Below are 19,959 nucleotides of genomic sequence, written 5' to 3'. Positions count from 1 at the left end.
TTATAAAACCTTCTTCATGAAGGAATAGGCAATTGATATAATAAAAAAAGACTCTCTCAGACCCGTTAAGTATCATAATGGGTATTGATGAGAGTCTTATATAATTTAGAACTTATTCATTGTCACTGATTAATGAATAGGAAATGGTTTATCTATCTTTTTATGTGTAAAGCTCCTAATGCCTTCTGAATAGTCCTTTGCAATATGACCTTTTCCAATCATCTTATACTTATAAATGAGTAAGCCATCAAGTCCAACTGGTCCTCTGGCATGAATTTTATTCGTACTAATACCAACTTCAGCTCCGAAGCCATATTTGAATCCATCGCTAAAACGTGTGGAACAGTTTAAAAACACATTCCCAGCGTCTACTAGTGTCATAAATTTATCAGATGCAACGTTATTTTCAGTAATGATGGCATCGGTATGACCGGATCCATAGTGATTAATATGTTCTATTGCTTCGTCAACATTTTTTACAACTTTGACAGATAAGGCATAATCTAAATACTCTGTTGCATAGTTTTCGTCTGAGGCAGGTTGGCAATCAATTATTTTCAATGTATTTTCACAGCCATAAATAATAACCTTGCTTTTATCTAATTCAACCTTGACTGCAGGCAAGAACTCCCCCGCAATCGCTTCATGAACCAATAAGGTTTCAGTGGCATTACATACTGCTACATATTGGGTTTTGGAATCATTCACTATTGCAACAGCCTTAGCAAGGTCTGCTGCATCGTCCACATAACAATGACAAATGCCATCTGCATGACCCAGAACCGGAATGTTCGAATTTTGCAAAATATATTTTACAAATGCATTTGAGCCTCTTGGAATAATTAAATCTATGTAATCATCCATTTTAAGCATCTCTGATACATCTTCTCTTGTTTCTAATAATTGAATCCATCCCGTAGGAATTCCAACTTTTATAGAAGCCTCTTCAATAATGTCCGCTAGGATTTTGTTTGTTTCTTTCGCTTCACTCCCACCTTTTAAAAGTACTGCATTGCCACTCTTTAAACAAAGGGTTGCAATCTGTACTAACGCATCTGGTCTAGATTCGAAAATAATCCCAATAACACCTATTGGACAACTAACTTTATATAGTTCAAGCCCCTGATCAAGCTCAGTAGACATTAAGGTTTGACCTACAGGTTCAGGTAAGTCTATTAGACTAGTGATACCTTCTATTACTCCAGCAATTTTATGCTCATCGAACTTTAGTCTTTTTAATAGTGGAAGTTCAAGGTTTTCCTGCTCACTTCTTCTTAAATCATTACTATTCGCTTTCATAATTGCTTCTTTGTTGGCTTCTAAAGCCAATGCAATAGCCTCTAATGCCTTATTTTTAATGTCTCCATCTAATGCTGCTGTTTGTATTGATGCTGCCTTCGCAGCACTTGCCATATTTTGAATAGACATTTTTATTCACTCCTTCATTTCTCTTTGCTTACATATAATAATCTATGCCCTCATAAGTCATTGTTTCCTTCTTCATATGAGTTTCCATAGCTTTTATATATGCATTTACCGTATCATAACATGTAAAGCAAGGAACTTTCAAGTGTTCGGCTAAATTTCTTATTTTAAAACCGCCTCTTTTAATGTCTTTTCCTCTAGTAGGAATGTTGATGACCATGGCAATTTCTTTGTTTTTCATCATTCCGTGTATCACTGGCAAGTCATTTTTTTCTATCCAATCACATTCAACACCTTGATTTTTCAAGAACTTATAGGTTCCTTCTGTTGCCATAATTGTATATCCTTTTGAGGATAAATCCTTTATATAAGGCAATCCTTCTAGTTTAACCTCATCATTTAGAGATACAAGCACCTTGCCTTCTTCCCTAAATACATAACCTGCCCCTTGAAAGGCTTTTAGCATAGCCTTACTGTAATCACTATCAATTCCCAGCACTTCTCCTGTTGATTTCATCTCAGGTGTTAATGCTACATCTACGTCTGGTAGCTTAACAAAGGAAAATACTGGAGCTTTTACTGCGATTAAATTGGTTGTAGGACTAAGTCCAATGCCATATGGTAAATCAGCTAATTTATCTCCTAGAATGACTTGCATTGCAATTTTAACCATAGGAATTTTTGTCACCTTGCTTAAAATTGGTACCGTACGAGATGCTCTAGGGTTTACTTCAATAATATATACTTTTTCATCCTTAACAACAAATTGAATGTTTACTAAGCCAATAACTTGTAAGGCCATAGCAATTTTTTCAGTGTAATCTATTAGGGTCGCAATCACTGCCTCTGATAGATTTTGTGGTGGAAAAACACAGAAGCTATCTCCTGAATGAACTCCGGTACGTTCTATATGCTCCATAATTCCAGGAATTAAAATATTATGTCTGTCAGCAATTGCATCGACTTCAACTTCTGTTCCTTCTAGATATTCATCAATTAAAATAGGATACTCAGACGAGAGGGCTGTTGCTTCGTAAACATAACTCTTTAGTTGTTCTTCATTTTTAACAACCATCATTGCTCTACCACCAATTACATAAGAGGGTCTTACAAGAACAGGGTATCCAATTTCGTTTGCTGTCTTAATCGCTTCCTTGATTGTAGTAACTGCTCGGCCTTTTGGCTGTGGAATGTTTAATTCTCTTAGAAGTCTTTCAAAACGCTTTCTATCCTCTGCAAAATCTATTGAATCCATTGATGTTCCAAGTATTTGAACCCCTCTACTTACTAGCTTAGGGGCAAGATTAATTGCTGTTTGACCACCAAATTGTACGATTACACCCTTTGGCATTTCCTTTCTTATGACGTTAAATACGTCTTCAATAAATAAAGGCTCAAAGTATAGCTTATCAGAGATATCAAAATCTGTACTCACTGTTTCAGGGTTATTGTTTATGATAATGGATTCTAGACCTAATTCTTGAATAGCCCATACTGCATGAACAGAGCAATAATCGAATTCAATTCCTTGACCAATTCTAATTGGTCCTGATCCAATAACAATAATTTTTTCTTTTTTACTAATATTATTTTCTTCTTCCTTCTCATAGGTTGAGTAATAATATGGTGTTTCAGATTCAAATTCAGCGGCACAGGTATCAACCATTTTATATACTGGATACAGGCCATGTGCTCTTCTAATTGTATCTACCATCTCATAAGGACTATCTGATAAATCTTGAATTTCATAATCAGTAAAGCCCATTCTTTCTGCTCGCTCTAGCAGTTCACCTGTTAAGGTTTCAGACTCTAAGCGTTGTTCAATTTTTATAATATTATAGATTTTCTCTAGAAACCATGGATCTACCTTCGTAATTTCATTGATTTCTGCAACAGTAATCCCTTTTCTCAGGGCTTCTGCAAGAAGAAATATTCGTTGATCATCTACCTTATAAAGCATTTTTGTCAACTGCTCCTTAGAAAGAATCTCTAACGAGCTTTTTCTAAGACCTGTCTCTTTTCCTTCAAGTGATATGACTGCCTTAAGTAGTGAACTCTCAAAAGTTCTATCTATAGCCATTACTTCACCAGTTGCCTTCATTTGAGTCCCTAGTGTTCTATCTGCATAATCGAATTTATCAAAAGGCCATTTTGGAATTTTAACAACTACATAATCTAATGCAGGTTCAAAGGAGGCTTTTGTTTTTCTTGTTACTGCATTTGGTATCTCATGAAGATTCAAACCTATTGCAATTTTGGCTGCAATTTTCGCTATTGGATAACCTGCAGCCTTTGAAGCCAGTGCAGATGATCTACTTACTCTTGGGTTTACTTCAATTACAATGTATTCCTTACTATGAGGATTGAGGGCAAGTTGAACATTACAGCCACCTTCAATCTTTAAGGCGCGAATTATTTTAAGAGATGCCGTTCGCAGCATATGATATTCTTCATCAGATAAGGTTTGAGATGGTGCAACTACGATACTATCTCCTGTATGGATACCAACAGGATCGAGATTTTCCATATTACAAATAATAATACAAGTATCATTACTATCTCTCATAACCTCGTATTCAATTTCCTTCCAACCTGCTACAGATTGTTCAAGTAATACTTGATTAATTCGACTATGAAGTAATCCCGTATGAAGAAATTCTTTTAATTGATCTCTATTATCAGCAATACCACCACCAAGACCACCTAGCGTATAAGCTGGTCTTACGATAACTGGAAAACCAATTTCCTCAGCACTTTTCATGCCTTCTTCGATCGTATTTACAATAGCACTATTGGGGATAGGTTCTCCAATTTCGAGCATAAGCTTTCTAAAGCTTTCTCGATCTTCAGCTTTTTCAATCGCTTCAAGAGATGTACCAAGTAGCTTAACATTATATTTTCCAAGTACACCAGCTTCATTTAATTCAACTGCCATATTAAGACCAGTTTGACCACCTAAGGTTGCAAGTAGGCCATCTGGTCTTTCTTTTTCAATAATATAGGTTAAAGCCTCTAGTGTAAGGGGCTGAATATATACTTTGTCTGCTATATTATCATCTGTCATAATGGTTGCTGGATTGCTATTGACTAGTACAACTTCAATGCCTTCTTCCTTCAAGGATTGACACGCTTGCGTACCTGCATAGTCAAACTCTGCGGCTTGTCCTATGATGATTGGTCCTGAACCAATTACAAGAACCTTTTTTATATGAGGATTTCTAGACATTGTTTTCACCAATCCTTTCTAAGTTATCCAACCATTTTTTAAATAAATAATGTGCATCTTCTGGACCTGGTCCTTCTTCTGGATGGAATTGGACAGACTGCACTCCTAAATCTTTACATGAAATACCTTCTATGGTTTCATCATTCACATTGACATGAGTAATTTGCATTGTATTCGTAATCGTTTCACTCTTAACGGCATATCCGTGATTTTGTGATGACATATAGACCTTTCCAGATTCTAGTTCTATTACTGGATGGTTTGCTCCTCTATGACCAAATTTTAACTTATAGGTATCTGCACCCATCGCTAGTGCTAGGATTTGATGACCTAAGCAAATACCCCATAAAGGCATTTTACCCATCAATTCCTTTGTAGTTTCAATTGCATGCGTTGCATCCTTAGGATCTCCAGGGCCATTTGATAATAAAAGTACATCCATGTTACTTTCAAGGATTTTACTACTTGTTGTATTATATGGAAAAACAGTTACATCACAGCCTAGATTAACCAATTGTTTCACAATGCCTTTCTTTAAACCTAGGTCAACAATTCCAACTCTCTTGCCATCACCTTTCACATTCGTTATTTCTTTTGAAGATACTTGTGAAACAATATCTTTAGGGAAGTTGTATTGCTCTAATTCATTTCTTAACTTTATTAAATTTTCAGGTGTTATTTCCTGGGTTGTAACCATACATTTCATAGCACCTTTCATTCTTATTTTCTTTGTTAGCATTCTAGTATCAATACCATAAACACCAATGATATTGTTTTCCTTTAGATATTCATCTATTGTTTTTTCACATTGCCAATGATTAGGCACGCCAGCATATTCTTTAACGATAAAGCCCGATACTTGGACCTTATTCGATTCTACATCGGTTGCATTCACACCATAGTTCCCTATTAATGGGTATGTCATCGTAACAATTTGACCGGCATAAGAGGGATCAGTTAATATTTCTTGGTAACCAGTCATACCTGTATTAAAAACTAGTTCGCCACAAATAGTTCCAGTTACCCCAAAACTTTTACCTATTACCAGGGTTCCATCTTCTAAAATGATTGTTGCTATCATAAGATTCCTCCATTCATAATAAAAGAAAAGTGACCTTATTTGCTAAAAAGCTAGAGCAATTTTAGCCACTTTTCATTTCTTTATATACACTTATCTAATATTTTAATTGCTTCATCAATTTCTTTTTCACTAATAATCAATGGAGGGACAAATCTGATTACATTGCTTCCTGCTCCAACTAATAATAATCCTTCTTCCATACATTTATGAATAATAGCTGAAATATCTTCGTTTTGTAAGGCAATTCCTTGAATAAGTCCTATACCTCTTATATCAATAATACTATCTTTTTTATTCATTAATTCTATTAATTTTTTATTCAAATATGCACCTTGCTCTTTAACATTACTTTGAAGATCACCATTTATCAGCTTATCTAAAATAATATTTGCTGCTGTACAAGCCAATGGATTTCCTCCAAAGGTAGACGCATGATCTCCTGGTTCAAAGCCATCTGCAACTTTTTCATTTGCAACCATTGCACCAATAGGTATTCCTGCCCCTAAGCCTTTTGCAAGAGTTAATATATCCGGCTTCACATTAAATAATTGATATGCAAATAGCTCCCCTGTTCTACCAATTCCTGTTTGAACTTCATCAAAAATGAGTACCAAGTTATGCTCATCGCAAAGCTTTCTAACAGCTTTTAAATAGTCTGAATCTATCGTTACAATACCACCTTCACCTTGAATTATTTCAAGCAATATTGCACAGGTATGATCAGAAATAATATTTTTCAGAGCTTCAATATTGTTATACTCAGTATATTTAATTCCTGGTAATAATGGACTCAATCCCTTTTGATATTTTTCTTGTCCCGTAGCAGTAATTGTTGCAATCGTTCTACCATGAAAAGAATTTTTCATAGTAATAATTTCATATTTATCTTCACCAAAGTGCTTTTTGGAATACTTTCTAGCTAATTTTAATGCAGCTTCATTTGCCTCAGCACCACTGTTACAGAAAAAGACCTTATCTAAACCACTTCCATTGATTAATTTATTGGCAGCATCAATGGAAGGTTGATTATAGTATAAATTTGAGCAATGCGTGAATTTATCTATCTGATCTTTCAAGGCTTGATTTAACTCAGTATTGTTGTACCCAAGTGCATTTACTGCAATGCCGGATACAAAATCCAAATACTTCTTTCCTTCTATATCAAATAAGTAGGCGCCTTCTCCATATTCAAAAACAACAGGAAATTGCTTGTAATTGTTCACAAAAACTTCCTTCCCTTTTTTCACAACTTCTTTCATATTATCACCTCATATATATGCGTCAATGTTACAAAACCTCCGCATTCGCTACAGTTTCGTAACCGAATGCAAGTTTCACTTGCACATCGGTAAACAAAATTATCTAGTTATACTAATTATCAAAAACCTCTCCAAACATAGTTCCTACGCCGCTTTTTGTAAAAATCTCAAGTAACATACAATGTTCGACCCTGCCATCCAAGATATGTACATTTTTTACTCCAGCTTTAATTCCTTCAACGCAGCATTCGACCTTTGGGATCATACCTCCAGAGATAATACCATCTGAAATGTACTTATTTACCTCTGCAACTTGAATTCTAGAGATCAGTGAAGCTTTATCATCTACATCCGTTAGTACACCTTCGACATCTGTTAAGAAAAGTAGCTTCTCTGCACTAAGTGCTCCAGCAATTGCAGAAGCTGCATAGTCAGCATTAATGTTATAAGTCAGACCGTTTTTATCTGTGCCAAGTGGTGCAATAACAGGAATAAAATCATTATCAAGCAAGGACATAATAAGCTTGGTATCTACGTCCGTGATTTCTCCGACAAAGCCATAATCTACACCCTCTGTTTCCTTTTTGACAACCTTAAGCGTTTTTCCATCCTTGCCACTAATCCCTACAGCATTGATACCATGATTTTGAATTAGTTGAACGATTCCCTTATTTATCTTACCAGACAATACCATCTCAACTACTTCTACTGTATCTTCATTTGTAACTCGAAGTCCATTAACGAACTCGCTTTTTTTACCCATTTGCTTAAGTACATCGCTAATTTCATTGCCGCCACCATGAACTATAACAGGCTTTAACCCAACAAGCTTCATAAGAACAATGTCTTCAATGACGGTTTCTTTAATTCTATCGTCTATCATCGCACTGCCACCATACTTGATGACAACTATCTTACTATTGAATTCCTTTATATAAGGAAGTGCCTCAATTAATATTTTTGCTTTTTCAATTATTTTTTCCATATTCACGCTTCCTTTTAAGTTCTATATTCACCATTGATTTTAACATATTCATAACTTAAGTCACAACCCCAAGCTGTCGCACTTGCTTCACCCTCTTGTAGGGTAATGTGTACTGTAATCTCTTTTTCCTTTAAAATCTCATTAGCTAGTTCTTCACTAAAATTCTCTGGAAGACCATTCTCTAGTAGCTTAATTTTACCCCTTGCACTCTCATAATATAGAGTAACCTTTGAAGGATCAAAGCTTGCTCCTGAATAACCCATAGCACAAAGAACTCTTCCCCAATTGGCATCTTCTCCAAAAAAAGCTGTTTTAACTAGGTTTGAGGTAATGACTGACTTAGCAAGTAGTCTAGCATCGCTTAAGTCCTTTGCACCCTCAACTTGAACCTCTAGCACCTTCGTTACACCTTCGCCATCATGTATGATTTGTTTGGATAGAAATACATTTACTGTATTGAGGGCTTCCTTGAAAGCTTCATAATCCTTACCTTCTTTTTCAATTAATGTATTTTCACACATCCCATTTGCAAGTAGCATTACCATATCGTTTGTGCTAGTATCTCCATCCACAGAAATCATATTATAAGTCCCTGCAATGTTTTCTTTCACTGCTTTATCTAATAGTTCTTTCGTAATGGCTATATCTGTAGTGATAAAGGAAAGCATTGTAGCCATATTAGGATGAATCATTCCAGATCCTTTTGCCATGCCACCAATTGTTGCTATTTTATCACCAATAGTAAACTCTACTGCAATTTCTTTAACAAAGGTGTCCGTAGTCATAATGGCAGTTGCTGCTTCCAAGCCACCTTCAATGGTATTCGTTACTGATTTTGCTACTTTTTTTATACCTTCTACAATTACATCCATAGGTAATTGTTTGCCTATTACACCAGTTGATGCTACAAGTATATTTTCTTTTTTCAGATTAAAGCATTCAGCAGCTATTTGCGCCATTTCCAGATTATTATCCTCGCCAACTTTTCCAGTACATGCGTTGGCATTTCCGCTATTAACCACTACCCCTGAGATTTTATCTTCATTTTGATACCGTTCCAGGTTCCAAGTAACACAAGCTGCTTTAACAACATTTGTTGTGAAGGTGCCTACATATGTTGCTTCCTGATCACTATATATGACTGCTAAGTCTTTTCTTGATTTTTTGATACCTACATAATCTCCATAGGCCTTAAACCCTTTTGGAGCTGTTATTCCACCTTTAATAATTTTCATATATATATCCTATCCTTTCATTTGCTTTTATGCGGGGAACATCGGGATGTATTCTAGACCCTTTTTTTCATCTAAACCAAATACTATATTCATGTTTTGAATTGCTTGCCCTGCAGCGCCTTTAATGAGGTTGTCAATTGCTGCTACAACGATAATTCTATTTGTTCTTTCATCAACTTGAAAATTAATATCACAGAAGTTTGAGCCTTTTACCCATTTTGTTTCTGGAAAAACACCTTCTGGTAATAACCTTACAAAGTATTCATCCCTATAGTGCTTTTCATACGCATTTTTTATATGTTCGTAGGAATAAAAATCATTTAATGTCGCATATGCGGTAACAAGAATACCTCTATTCATTGGAACTAAGTGAGGCGTAAAGGTAATCGTAACTTCTTCTCCTGCTGCATGAGATAATTCTTGCTCAATTTCTGGAGTATGCCTATGAGATGCTAGCTTATATGCCTTAATTGATTCATTGCACTCGGAATAGTGAATTCCTATATCTAAGCCCCTACCTGCACCAGATACGCCAGACTTTGCATCTATTATAATACTGTTTTTATCAATTAATCCTTCCTTTAATAAAGGAGTTAAACCTAATATGCTACAAGTTGTGTAACAGCCAGGGTTTGCAATTAACCTTGCTGGTTTGATTTTATCTCTATTTAATTCACATAAACCATAAACTGCTTCTTGAAGAAGGTCGGCACTATTATGCACTGTTTTATACCATTTATCATAGATTTCAATGTCTTCTAACCTATAATCTGCACCTAAATCGATGACTTTAGTCATTGATAATAAGTCTTTGTTTACATTAGCAGATGCGATTCCATGTGGTAGTGCAATGAATAATACATCCACTTCCTTTGCAAGTTCAATCATTTCTTTTTCTATACATGCATCGTCTACAATCTTAACAAAATTACCAAATACACTGGAAAACCGTTGATCTACATAAGACCTACTTGTTATATATTTCACTTCGCATTCAGAATGCTGCGTCAATAATCTTAATAGTTCTTGACCCGCATAACCTGTTGCTCCAACAATACCTGCTTTAATCATTTCAATCACCTCTTGTAGAATCATTTATTATTTAATAATTATACATTTTAATTTATAATAATGCAATACCTAATTTTTATTTTTTTATTTGCTATTTCTTATTGATTGTTTTGGCTGAACTTGAATTGAATGCTCTATACTTTAGATTATACCATCCGCATTTTCATGTTACAAGGTACTTAACTTATTCGGTTATGTGCTGTCTTAGGTAAAATATGGATAGAAGAATCTCCACCTTTCCATTTTTTCATTGATTTATCATATCCTTAATGCCTTCTATAGATGAATTCATAATTTGGGGAAGATTTTATTCATTAAAATGTTTGACTTTTCTGCAATTTTAAATTAGAATATGATAGATACATGTTTGAGGGAGTAACTTGCCTTGTAAAAGGTATTTAAGTCGTCAATACGGACAATGTCCCGGCTTAAATGACTATCGTCTAGTAAGACTCAACAATCTATTTTGATTGTGAGTCTTTTTTTATTAAAAATATTAAATTATTGGAAGGTGTATTATGGAAACTTTATTAATCAATTTTTTTGAGAACTTGCCTACTATAGTGTTAGTTATGATTGCAGCTGCAAGCTTATTTACTTTAGGTAAAGGTGCTGATTTTTTAGTTGATGAGGCTGTAAGTCTTTCAGTCCATTGGGGAATTCCCAAAATGGTTATAGGTGCAACGATTGTTTCATTGGGCACCACTCTGCCCGAAGCCACTGTTTCAGTTCTAGCAGCTATTCAAGGAAACCCTGATTTAGCTTTAGGTAATGCAATCGGTTCAATCATTGTTGATACGGGTCTAATCATTGGACTTGCAGCACTTATAGGAACCTTGCCTGTAGATCGTAATACAATTAATCGACAAGGACTTATTCAAATTGGTGCAGCCTTTTTATTAGCAATACTAGCTTTACCTTTTTTCAGCAAAGGGAATGAAGGGGTTATATATCAATGGATGGGCTTTGTGTTATTGGCTTTACTCGTACTCTACATTTATATTTCGATCAAATGGGCTAAAAATAGTAGCGATACCTCAATAGATCTTCATGAAGAAAAAACCCCAATATTTTTTCAATTAATAAAACTCTTTTTTGGGGTGGCTGTAGTAATCATATCATCTAAAATTCTTATCCCTAGTGTTGAGATTACTGCAATTCGTATTGGTATTCCTCAAAGCGTTATTGCCGCAACCATAGTCGCATTTGGTACTAGTCTGCCTGAACTAATGACTGCAATATCATCTGTTAGAAAAGGCCATGGTGAACTTGCAATTGGTAATATCATTGGGGCAGATATTCTAAATGTTTTATTTGTAGTTGGCGCCGCTGCCGCAGTAACAACAAAAGGTTTAACCGTTCCTGTAAATTTCTTCTATTTACAAATCCCTACAATGTTAATTATTTTATTGGTATTTCGTTTCTTTGCTAAGAGTAAGGATAATGCTATTAACAAAAAAGAAGGACTCATATTACTAACACTTTATCTAATTTATTTGGTTTTAAACTTTACCTGGATGGTTTAGGTTAAAGGGGACAGGCACTTTTGCCTGTCTTTTTTTGTTCATGAATAACTATGCGTGCTGGTACTACCCACAAAAGCAGCTGCATAAATAATAATTATACAGCTGCTTTTGTTTATCGATAAAGAGAAAAAGGAGATAAGAGAATTTATTAATAATCTTCTAATCAATCTCTAAGTATGTTATGTTAATATAAGGTAACTATTTAACTATAAACAACTGGAGGGATTATTAAAAATGAAAAAAAGATTATTGGTATTATTCATTACAATTGCTTTTACTGTATCCTCGATATTTACATCATTTGCAAATAGCGAACAATCAAAGACGATATCGACAGATGTGATTTCATCTATCTTAATTGATGGAAAATCTATAGATACATCAAATTATACAATCGATTCTAATGAAAATACAGCAGCAATGTACCCCTTAAGGTTAATTGCAGAAAACCTTGGAGCTGAAGTATCTTGGGATAACACAAGAAAATGTGTTGTTATTCTTTACATGAATGGTGAAATTTCCTTAACTCCTGATACGAAAATTGTTACAATAAACGGTGTTGACAAGAAATTAAGTTATAATATTGATAACAAGAATTCAAGGATCTATGTTCCTACTGATTTTATAAGTCAAATCCTAGGCGCTAGAGTTAGTCTGGACTCTAAGACTAAGACAATGAGCATACAAAAACCTAGCGCAAGTCTTGAAACTCAAGTGTTATCTGAATCAGAGCAAAAAATCCAAGATAACTTAGCTACTTACTTAACAAGCCTTGAACTTAATAGAAATTTTTCAGGACAGATCTTAGTTGAGACGGATGGCAAGATTTTTATAGACCGTTCTTATGGGTATGCTGACTATGAAAATCATATAAAGCCCTTTAATACAACTACCTTTGCAATTGGTTCAGTGACCAAACAATTCACTGCTGCAGCAATTGCTCAATTGGCTGAAAAGGGTACATTATCCTATAATGATAATGTGTCAAAGTATTTAAGCAATGTTCCTTTCGGAGATAAAATAACGATACATCAACTGCTAACACATACTTCTGGATTATTTAATATTACAAATATTGCTGAGTTATATCGTATTCAACCTTCTGAAATGACCTTCGATAAATTAATACCCATGATTAAAGATAAGCCTTTAGATTTTGAACCTGGAACCAAATGGAGTTATTCAAATACTGGTTATCTAGTTTTAGGTGCAATCGTAGAAAAAATTTCCGGAAAAACTCTTGGAAATTACATGAAAGAGAATATTTTCGAGCCAGTTGGCATGAAAAATACGAATATCTCTTATGATTTAGATCAAAAAATTGTAGAAGCAAAGGGGTACACCGGTTATATGGACGTTGTTCCCGAAAGCTTAGATATGATATTATTGAATGCAGCATATGGCGCTGGTTTCTTATGTTCAACTGCAGAAGATCTTTACAAATGGGATTTGGCTTTGCAAAGAGGACAGGTTATCTCAAAGGAAAGTTTATCCAAGGTCTTTAGTAAATATTCAGAAACAAAAGTAATAGGTCATTACGGCTATGGCTGGAGCCTTACTACCGGAGCATATGGGGAAGAAATATCACATGGTGGCAACACATTTGGCTTTACAAGTGATAATGCAATGTTCCCTGATAAAAATGCACATATTATTATACTTACCAACAAAGGCTATGCTAACGTTGTTAGTATCAAAGAAAATATAATTAAAATATTAAATGGTAACATCGTAACTCCATTAAAAGAACGAGGAAGCTATGCTATTCCTAGCCTTGAGCTTACAAAATATACTGGAAGCTTTAAAGCGAAAGATTTCGAAGTAAATATAGTAAATAATTCAGGAACACTTATGTTGAATCTTCCAGGGTTAACAAGTAAAATGGTTGCAGAATCAGAAGGGAAGTTATATTCAAGAGATTTTGATATTGAACTTGAATATACAATAAATACTAAGCAAGAAGTAACTGCCATTGTGCTACAAGTATTTGGAGTACGTACTATTTGTGAAAAGTCAGCAGATAGAACATATATTAAGCTCACTGATGAACAACTGAAAAAATTCGCAGGTACTTACGAGATAAAGAATGTATTTGAATTTGTTGTTTCTGTTAAGGATGGAAAATTAACTTTCCAAGCTGACGGTCAACCTTCATTTGAAGTTAGTCCATTATCTGAAACCGAATTCGAATCCTTGTTGTATGGTGTAAAAATTAAATTTGATAGCAAAGATACTCCTAAAGAGTGTATCATTTACCAAGCAGGTCAACAGCTTAGTGCATACAAATTAAATTAGAAGCAATCAAAAAAGAAATAGAAAGTGGATGAACTGAACCCAAAAAGTTAGACATTCATAATTAAGCAACTAACAAGGATTGTAATCTGTACTGAACAGGTGACAGTCCTTTTAGTTTTCACTTAATTCTCATATTATTGTAATATTCTATATAGTTGATTAGTTCCTGTTTAAAATGTTCTATTGACGTAAATTTAATAATTCCGACTTTAGCAATCCGAAAAAATTTTCCATAACACTATTATCTAAACAGTTTCCTTTTCTGGACATACTTTGAATTATTCCTTTTTGTTGTAATAAATATTGATAACGTTTCATCTGATACTGCCATCCTTGATCTGAATGAAGAACCAAATTTGTATTATCTGGTTTTTAGCAAATGCTTCTTCTAATAAGAGAAAAGTGCCTGTCCCCTTTGCATTACTTTTCTTTTATCATTGGAATATATGTGATACCGTTTTTTATAAGCTCGCCTGCAATTTTTGTAAATCCTAATTTTTCGTATATCGTAACAGCATATGGGGAAGCATTAACGGTAAGCTCTAAGGTGGAATCTAGGAAGGCCTTATTAAATAGCCTTTTGGCTATTCCTTTTCTTTGATATTGCTTATGTACAAACAATAAACAAATGTGGCTAGTATCTCTTGTTTCAATAACTCCCACGATTTCGTCCTTATCTTTTGCAATAAATATTTTATGCTGTTTGTTAAGAAATCGATCAATTATATTGTCAGGATGAATAAATCCATAAAAGGTCTGTACACCCTCCACAGAATAATCTGGACCAACAAAACAATCAAAAACTACTTTTATAAGTTTTTGAACCGATATTGCATCTTCAACTTGCATAGGGTGTATTTCAATTAATTCATTCATATTTGCTCCTTGTACAAGTTTATTTTCATATATATGTTAAGTTTCTTTATCTATCCCGATTATACCATCCAAGTTTTTTTGTTACAAGTTGCATTTTTTTTCCTCTTTTCGAAAAAAAGGTTGCCACAACCACTATAAAATAGGTAAAATGTAAGTAACATCACCCGATGAAATGGAGGTTCTTATGATTGACTATTTTACATCGTTAAGTATTAATTATATGACGATATTTGCTCTGAATTTGGTGTTGTCTGCTATTGCTATTTCCTTAGAGCGAAAAAACCCTACTGCAACCTTAGCTTGGCTATTCTTTATGACATCCTTGCCGGGTATAGGTTTTCTATTTTTTATACTACTATCACAAAACATATCTAAACGTAAAATATTCAAATACACTGCGGAGGAAAGTGAGCTTTATACTTCCTTCTTAGCCAAGCAAGCCAGATCTTTTAAGGAAGGTACTTTTCAATTTAATGACGTTGATATGGCATGGTTTTCCGATATGATACTTTTTCATAATAGATTAAGTGAATCATTTTACTCTCAAAACAATCAAATATCCGTTTTTACTGATGGACACACTAAATTTAATGACTTAATTATGGAAATAGAAAAAGCTACTCATCACATTCATGTCTTATATTATATATTGAAAAATGATGATCTAGGTAACCAACTATTAAACTTACTTTCAAAAAAAGCTCGTGAAGGTGTTCAGGTCAGAATTTTATTGGATCATGTGGGAGCACGATCTCTCCCTAAACATCTAATTCAAGCCATTAAAAATGATGGCTGCGAAGTAGCATTTTTCTTCCCTTCAAAACTTAAGTATTTAAACTTTAAGGCAAATTACCGTAACCATAGAAAAATAGTAGTTATTGATGGTATGATAGGTTATGTCGGAGGTTTTAACATTGGTGTTGAATATATCGGTGAATCAAAGAAATTTGGTTTTTGGAGAGATACTCACTTAAAAATTCTAGGTGACTCTGTTATATCACTTCAGTTAAGATTTTTTCTTGATTGGAGGCATGCATCAAAGAAGCTATTAGAAATTAGTACTCAGTATATTAAGGAGTCATCCTCAACAGGTCATGCAGGTGTGCAGATAGTCTCCAGTGGCCCTGATTCAATTCATGAGCAAATAAAGCAAGGATATATTAAAATGATAAACAAGGCAAGAAATTACATATATATCCAAACGCCTTATTTTGTACCTGATGAAAGTATTCTTGAGGCCTTGAAGATTGCAGCAGCATCTGGAGTTGAAGTAAGAATTATGATTCCAAGTATTCCTGATCACCTATTTGTACATTGGGCAACCTACTCTCATATTGGTGAACTACTTCCCTATGGTGTGCGGGTTTTCATATATGAAAAAGGATTTCTTCATTCAAAAACCATTGTAGTTGATGATATTATTTGTTCAGCTGGCACTTGCAACTTTGACATCAGAAGCTTTCGGTTGAATTTCGAAGTAAATGCTTTTATTTATGACAAAGATACAACCAGTGAATTAAAAACAGCTTTTGATGCAGATTTAAACTATTGTCGTGAAATGACTTTAGCTTTATATCAAAACCGTTCACTTCTTGTAAAAACAAAAGAAACCGTTTCAAGATTGTTTTCACCACTACTTTGATTCTAAAAAAAAATTAATTTAAGCTTGCATAATTATTAGTTTTAATGTATAATTAGTCATTATGATATACCAAATAAGTATTTAAGCATATAAGGAGGCAAAATAAATGAAAGAAAAAGTTATATTAGCATATTCAGGTGGTTTAGACACAACGGTTATTATTCCTTGGTTACAAGAAAACTATGATTATGAAGTAATTGCAGTTTGCGTAGACGTAGGTCAAGGTAAAGAGATAGATGGTTTAGAAGAAAGAGCCCTATCAACAGGTGCAAGTAAACTCTATATAGAAAATGTTACTGATGAATTTATTGATGATTACGTTATACCAACAATGCAGGCAGGTGCTAAATATGAAAACAAATATTTATTAGGTACTTCTATGGCACGACCTGTTATCGCAAAACGTTTGGTAGAAATCGCCCTCAAAGAAGGTGCCACTGCAATTTGCCATGGTGCTACCGGAAAGGGTAATGATCAAGTCCGTTTTGAATTAACAGTTAAAGCTTTGGCACCTCATATTAGAATCATTGCTCCTTGGCGTATTTGGGATATTAAGTCCCGTGAAGATGCCATTGCTTACTTAGATGCTCGTGGCATTCAAGCCCCCATGAAAAAAGGCGATACGTACAGTAGAGACCGTAATCTATGGCATTTAAGCCATGAAGGTCTTGAACTTGAAGATCCCGCTAACGAACCAAATTATGATAAATTACTGCAAATGTCCGTCACTCCAGAAAAGGCACCTGATGCACCTACTTATGTAGAAATTGGCTTTGAAAAAGGCTATCCTAATACATTAAACGGCGAATCCATGTCTGCATCACAAATGATTACTAAACTGAATGAAATTGGTGGCAAAAACGGTATTGGTATCGTTGATATAGTTGAAAATCGTGTTGTGGGTATGAAATCGAGAGGTGTATATGAAACCCCTGGTGGGGCAATTCTATATGCAGCACACCAAGAATTAGAATACCTTTGTTTAGACAAACAAACGATTGCTTATAAGAGTACTATTGCTGTTAAATTCGCAGAATTAACCTATAGTGGTGAGTGGTTTACTCCTCTTAGAGAAGCGCTTACTGCCTTTGTTGATTCGACACAGCAAACAATTACTGGTTCTGTAAAGTTAAAGCTATACAAAGGTAATATCGTTCCAGCAGGAGCTACTTCAAAGTATTCACTTTATAACGAAAGTATTGCTAGCTTTACAACAGGAGAACTCTATAATCATCATGATGCTGAAGGTTTTATTAATCTTTTTGGTTTACCATTGAAAGTTCGTGCTATGATGATGCAAAAAAACGAAAATAACTAAGTTTAATACGTACCACTGTGTTACACTCAAACGTAACACAGTGGTACAAATAAATTTGAATACTAAAAAAACATACTAGGAAGTGATAATATGAAGCTTTGGGGCGGTAGATTTTCTAAATCAACCCATGCAATGGTAGATGATTTTAACTCTTCAATTAGATTTGATGAACGTCTATATAAACAAGATATTGCCGGTAGCGTTGCTCACGTTACTATGCTTGGCAAGCAAGATATTATTCCTATTGAAGATGCGAATACAATTGTTATTGCACTGAATGAAATACTTAGTGAAATTGAAGCTGGTCAAGTAACCTTTGATATTGAAGCTGAAGACATTCATATGAATGTGGAAAAGCTCCTAATCGAAAAAATTGGTGACACCGGTAAAAAGCTTCATACTGGTCGCAGTCGTAATGACCAAGTAGCTCTTGATATGAGAATGTATATTAAAGAGGAGATTCAGATAATTGATCAAATGATTGCGGATCTTCAAGTTGTTCTTCTTCAGCTTTGTAAGGAACATCTAGATACCATTATGCCTGGTTATACACATTTGCAAAAAGCCCAACCTATTACATTTTCTCATCATTTGATGGCTTATTTTGAAATGCTTAAAAGAGATCGTTCTAGGCTAGAAGATACCTATAAAAGAACCAATGTATTACCTCTGGGATCTGGAGCGCTAGCAACAACAACCTATCCTCTTGATAGAGAGCTGGTTGCCGAACTTTTAAACTTTGATAGCATTTGTCTTAACAGTATTGACGGGGTATCAGATAGAGATTTTTGCATAGAACTACTCAGTTCACTCTCAACTCTTATGATGCATCTAAGTCGTTTCAGTGAAGAAATCATCTTATGGTGTACGAATGAATTTGGTTTCATTGAATTAGATGATGCGTATAGCACTGGAAGTAGTATCATGCCCCAAAAGAAAAACCCAGACATTCCTGAATTGGTTCGTGGAAAAACTGGACGTGTATACGGTTCTCTTATGAGCTTACTTACAACAATGAAATCTTTACCTCTTGCCTATAATAAAGATATGCAAGAAGATAAAGAAGTTACCTTTGATGCAATTGATACCGTTAAGATGTGTCTACCCATTTTTAAAGATATGTTAAATACACTTAAAGTTAACAAAGAAAGAATGTATCAAGGTGCTAGCGGAGGCTTTACAAATGCAACTGACGCTGCCGATTATCTAGTTAAAAAAGGGGTTCATTTTAGAAATGCCCATGAAATCATAGGTAAATTAGTTTTATATTGTATAAACCATAATAAAACTCTTGAAACTCTAACTATGGATGAATATCGTTCGATATCAGATGTTTTTTCTGAGGATTTATATGATGAAATTTCTTTAGAGGCATGTGTTGGTAAGAGAAATGTAATTGGTGGTCCTTCTAAAGATATGATGGTTAAAATCATTGAAATGAATGAAAAATACTTAGAAATGCATCACTAAAGAAATCACTAAGGGACGTGTAAGACTATACGTCCCTTAGTGATAACCTTATGTATGTACTTACTTCAAATATTTTTTTAGTGTTTTGCCAAACTCCACAATATCGACTGGCTTCATAATGCAATTATTTATTCCAACCTTGTAGTAGCTCTGAATTTGGTCCTCCCTAACATTCGCTGTCAAGGCAATGATTGGAGTATTGCAATACCTATCCATTTCTCTAATATTCTGTGCAAACTCTATGCCGTCCATTTTTGGCATTTTTATATCTGTTACGATCAAATCATATTCATTCTCTTGTGCTTTTTCTAATCCTTCTAAACCATTTTCCACAACATGAACATCATGAATTCCAAGCATACCTAACATTTCAACTGCAAGCATTTGATTAATCTTATTGTCCTCAAGAACAAGGACCCTCGTTTTTTTAATACTTTGCATCTCGTTTCCATTAGGTATTGGTTTAGTTTCATGGCTCATAGCACATCACTTCCTATGTTGTAATACCTTATTATACTGCTGTACTGTGTACTTATGATGTCCAAAAAAA

At 34.4% G+C, this 19,959-nt stretch carries 14 protein-coding genes and 1 pseudogene; 5 read left to right on the top strand and 10 right to left on the bottom strand.

Going from position 1 to position 19,959, the window contains the following annotated elements; all coding sequences use genetic code 11:
* Nucleotides 1–129 precede the first annotated feature (129 nt).
* The 7 genes from CVU84_12125 to CVU84_12095 all read right to left on the bottom strand — a co-directional run bounded on the left by CVU84_12125 (nt 130) and on the right by CVU84_12095 (nt 10,282).
* Complete coding sequence (locus CVU84_12125; GenBank protein ID PKM94202.1) at nt 130–1,428, bottom strand: glutamate-5-semialdehyde dehydrogenase; 1,299 nt, start codon at nt 1,426–1,428, stop codon at nt 130–132.
* Between the two features lie 28 nt (nt 1,429–1,456).
* Nucleotides 1,457–4,651, bottom strand: a complete 3,195-nt coding sequence (locus CVU84_12120; GenBank protein ID PKM94201.1) for a carbamoyl-phosphate synthase large subunit — start codon at nt 4,649–4,651, stop codon at nt 1,457–1,459.
* Nucleotides 4,644–5,732 carry a carbamoyl phosphate synthase small subunit gene (locus tag CVU84_12115; GenBank protein ID PKM94200.1) on the bottom strand — a complete coding sequence of 363 codons (1,089 nt, stop codon included), beginning with the start codon at nt 5,730–5,732 and terminating at the stop codon, nt 4,644–4,646. Before CVU84_12115 ends, CVU84_12120 begins: the two co-directional genes overlap by 8 nt.
* A gap of 80 nt (nt 5,733–5,812) precedes the next feature.
* Nucleotides 5,813–6,991 carry an aspartate aminotransferase family protein gene (locus tag CVU84_12110; GenBank protein ID PKM94199.1) on the bottom strand — a complete coding sequence of 393 codons (1,179 nt, stop codon included), beginning with the start codon at nt 6,989–6,991 and terminating at the stop codon, nt 5,813–5,815.
* Between the two features lie 112 nt (nt 6,992–7,103).
* Nucleotides 7,104–7,976: an acetylglutamate kinase gene (gene argB / locus CVU84_12105; protein PKM94198.1), complete on the bottom strand. Its 873-nt coding sequence runs from the start codon at nt 7,974–7,976 to the stop codon at nt 7,104–7,106.
* Nucleotides 7,977–7,990: 14 nt separating this feature from the next.
* Complete coding sequence (locus CVU84_12100) at nt 7,991–9,211, bottom strand: ornithine acetyltransferase (GenBank protein ID PKM94197.1); 1,221 nt, start codon at nt 9,209–9,211, stop codon at nt 7,991–7,993.
* Between the two features lie 27 nt (nt 9,212–9,238).
* Nucleotides 9,239–10,282 carry an N-acetyl-gamma-glutamyl-phosphate reductase gene (locus tag CVU84_12095; protein PKM94196.1) on the bottom strand — a complete coding sequence of 348 codons (1,044 nt, stop codon included), beginning with the start codon at nt 10,280–10,282 and terminating at the stop codon, nt 9,239–9,241.
* A 518-nt stretch (nt 10,283–10,800) separates the two neighbouring features.
* On the opposite strand from CVU84_12095, the gene CVU84_12090 reads away from it, so the two are divergent.
* The gene (locus CVU84_12090; protein ID PKM94195.1) at nt 10,801–11,808 is read left to right on the top strand and encodes a sodium:calcium antiporter; all 1,008 of its coding nucleotides are present in this window, start codon (nt 10,801–10,803) and stop codon (nt 11,806–11,808) included.
* 234 nt (nt 11,809–12,042) lie between these two features.
* Complete coding sequence (locus CVU84_12085; GenBank protein ID PKM94194.1) at nt 12,043–14,103, top strand: hypothetical protein; 2,061 nt, start codon at nt 12,043–12,045, stop codon at nt 14,101–14,103.
* Nucleotides 14,104–14,221: 118 nt separating this feature from the next.
* On the opposite strand, the pseudogene CVU84_12080 reads toward CVU84_12085, so the two are convergent.
* Together CVU84_12080 and CVU84_12075 are read right to left on the bottom strand one after the other, a co-directional pair.
* Nucleotides 14,222–14,469: pseudogene (locus tag CVU84_12080) on the bottom strand (IS3 family transposase).
* A 54-nt stretch (nt 14,470–14,523) separates the two neighbouring features.
* The gene (locus CVU84_12075; GenBank protein ID PKM94193.1) at nt 14,524–14,979 is read right to left on the bottom strand and encodes a histone acetyltransferase; all 456 of its coding nucleotides are present in this window, start codon (nt 14,977–14,979) and stop codon (nt 14,524–14,526) included.
* A 184-nt stretch (nt 14,980–15,163) separates the two neighbouring features.
* Between CVU84_12075 and cls the strand changes: the two genes are divergently transcribed.
* From cls to argH, 3 genes are all read left to right on the top strand, one after another.
* The gene (gene cls / locus CVU84_12070; GenBank protein ID PKM94192.1) at nt 15,164–16,621 is read left to right on the top strand and encodes a cardiolipin synthase; all 1,458 of its coding nucleotides are present in this window, start codon (nt 15,164–15,166) and stop codon (nt 16,619–16,621) included.
* A 106-nt stretch (nt 16,622–16,727) separates the two neighbouring features.
* The gene (locus tag CVU84_12065) at nt 16,728–17,939 is read left to right on the top strand and encodes an argininosuccinate synthase (protein ID PKM94191.1); all 1,212 of its coding nucleotides are present in this window, start codon (nt 16,728–16,730) and stop codon (nt 17,937–17,939) included.
* A gap of 90 nt (nt 17,940–18,029) precedes the next feature.
* On the top strand, nt 18,030–19,409 hold the full coding sequence (gene argH, locus CVU84_12060) for an argininosuccinate lyase (GenBank protein PKM94190.1): 1,380 nt from the start codon (nt 18,030–18,032) through the stop codon (nt 19,407–19,409).
* 60 nt (nt 19,410–19,469) lie between these two features.
* Here argH and CVU84_12055 read toward each other — a convergent pair whose 3' ends face one another.
* A complete protein-coding gene (locus tag CVU84_12055; protein PKM94189.1) occupies nt 19,470–19,889 on the bottom strand; it encodes a hypothetical protein in 420 nt (139 codons plus the stop codon).
* Between the last annotated feature and the right edge of the window lie 70 nt (nt 19,890–19,959).

This window comes from Firmicutes bacterium HGW-Firmicutes-1 (assembly GCA_002841625.1).
Classification (GTDB): Bacteria; Bacillota; Clostridia; order Lachnospirales; family Vallitaleaceae; genus HGW-1.
Note: the sequence above shows the minus strand (reverse complement) of the source record. Positions and strands in the feature narration are given on the sequence as shown.

What these genes read in the sequence shown, in the direction of transcription:
- CVU84_12125 (PKM94202.1), bottom strand. Translation starts at nt 1,428, where the DNA reads ATGTCTATTCAAAATATGGCAAGTGCTGCGAAGGCAGCATCAATACAA.
- CVU84_12120 (PKM94201.1), bottom strand. Translation starts at nt 4,651, where the DNA reads ATGTCTAGAAATCCTCATATAAAAAAGGTTCTTGTAATTGGTTCAGGA.
- CVU84_12115 (PKM94200.1), bottom strand. Translation starts at nt 5,732, where the DNA reads ATGATAGCAACAATCATTTTAGAAGATGGAACCCTGGTAATAGGTAAA.
- CVU84_12110 (PKM94199.1), bottom strand. Translation starts at nt 6,991, where the DNA reads ATGAAAGAAGTTGTGAAAAAAGGGAAGGAAGTTTTTGTGAACAATTAC.
- argB (PKM94198.1), bottom strand. Translation starts at nt 7,976, where the DNA reads ATGGAAAAAATAATTGAAAAAGCAAAAATATTAATTGAGGCACTTCCT.
- CVU84_12100 (PKM94197.1), bottom strand. Translation starts at nt 9,211, where the DNA reads ATGAAAATTATTAAAGGTGGAATAACAGCTCCAAAAGGGTTTAAGGCC.
- CVU84_12095 (PKM94196.1), bottom strand. Translation starts at nt 10,282, where the DNA reads ATGATTAAAGCAGGTATTGTTGGAGCAACAGGTTATGCGGGTCAAGAA.
- CVU84_12090 (PKM94195.1), top strand. Translation starts at nt 10,801, where the DNA reads ATGGAAACTTTATTAATCAATTTTTTTGAGAACTTGCCTACTATAGTG.
- CVU84_12085 (PKM94194.1), top strand. Translation starts at nt 12,043, where the DNA reads ATGAAAAAAAGATTATTGGTATTATTCATTACAATTGCTTTTACTGTA.
- CVU84_12075 (PKM94193.1), bottom strand. Translation starts at nt 14,979, where the DNA reads ATGAATGAATTAATTGAAATACACCCTATGCAAGTTGAAGATGCAATA.
- cls (PKM94192.1), top strand. Translation starts at nt 15,164, where the DNA reads ATGATTGACTATTTTACATCGTTAAGTATTAATTATATGACGATATTT.
- CVU84_12065 (PKM94191.1), top strand. Translation starts at nt 16,728, where the DNA reads ATGAAAGAAAAAGTTATATTAGCATATTCAGGTGGTTTAGACACAACG.
- argH (PKM94190.1), top strand. Translation starts at nt 18,030, where the DNA reads ATGAAGCTTTGGGGCGGTAGATTTTCTAAATCAACCCATGCAATGGTA.
- CVU84_12055 (PKM94189.1), bottom strand. Translation starts at nt 19,889, where the DNA reads ATGAGCCATGAAACTAAACCAATACCTAATGGAAACGAGATGCAAAGT.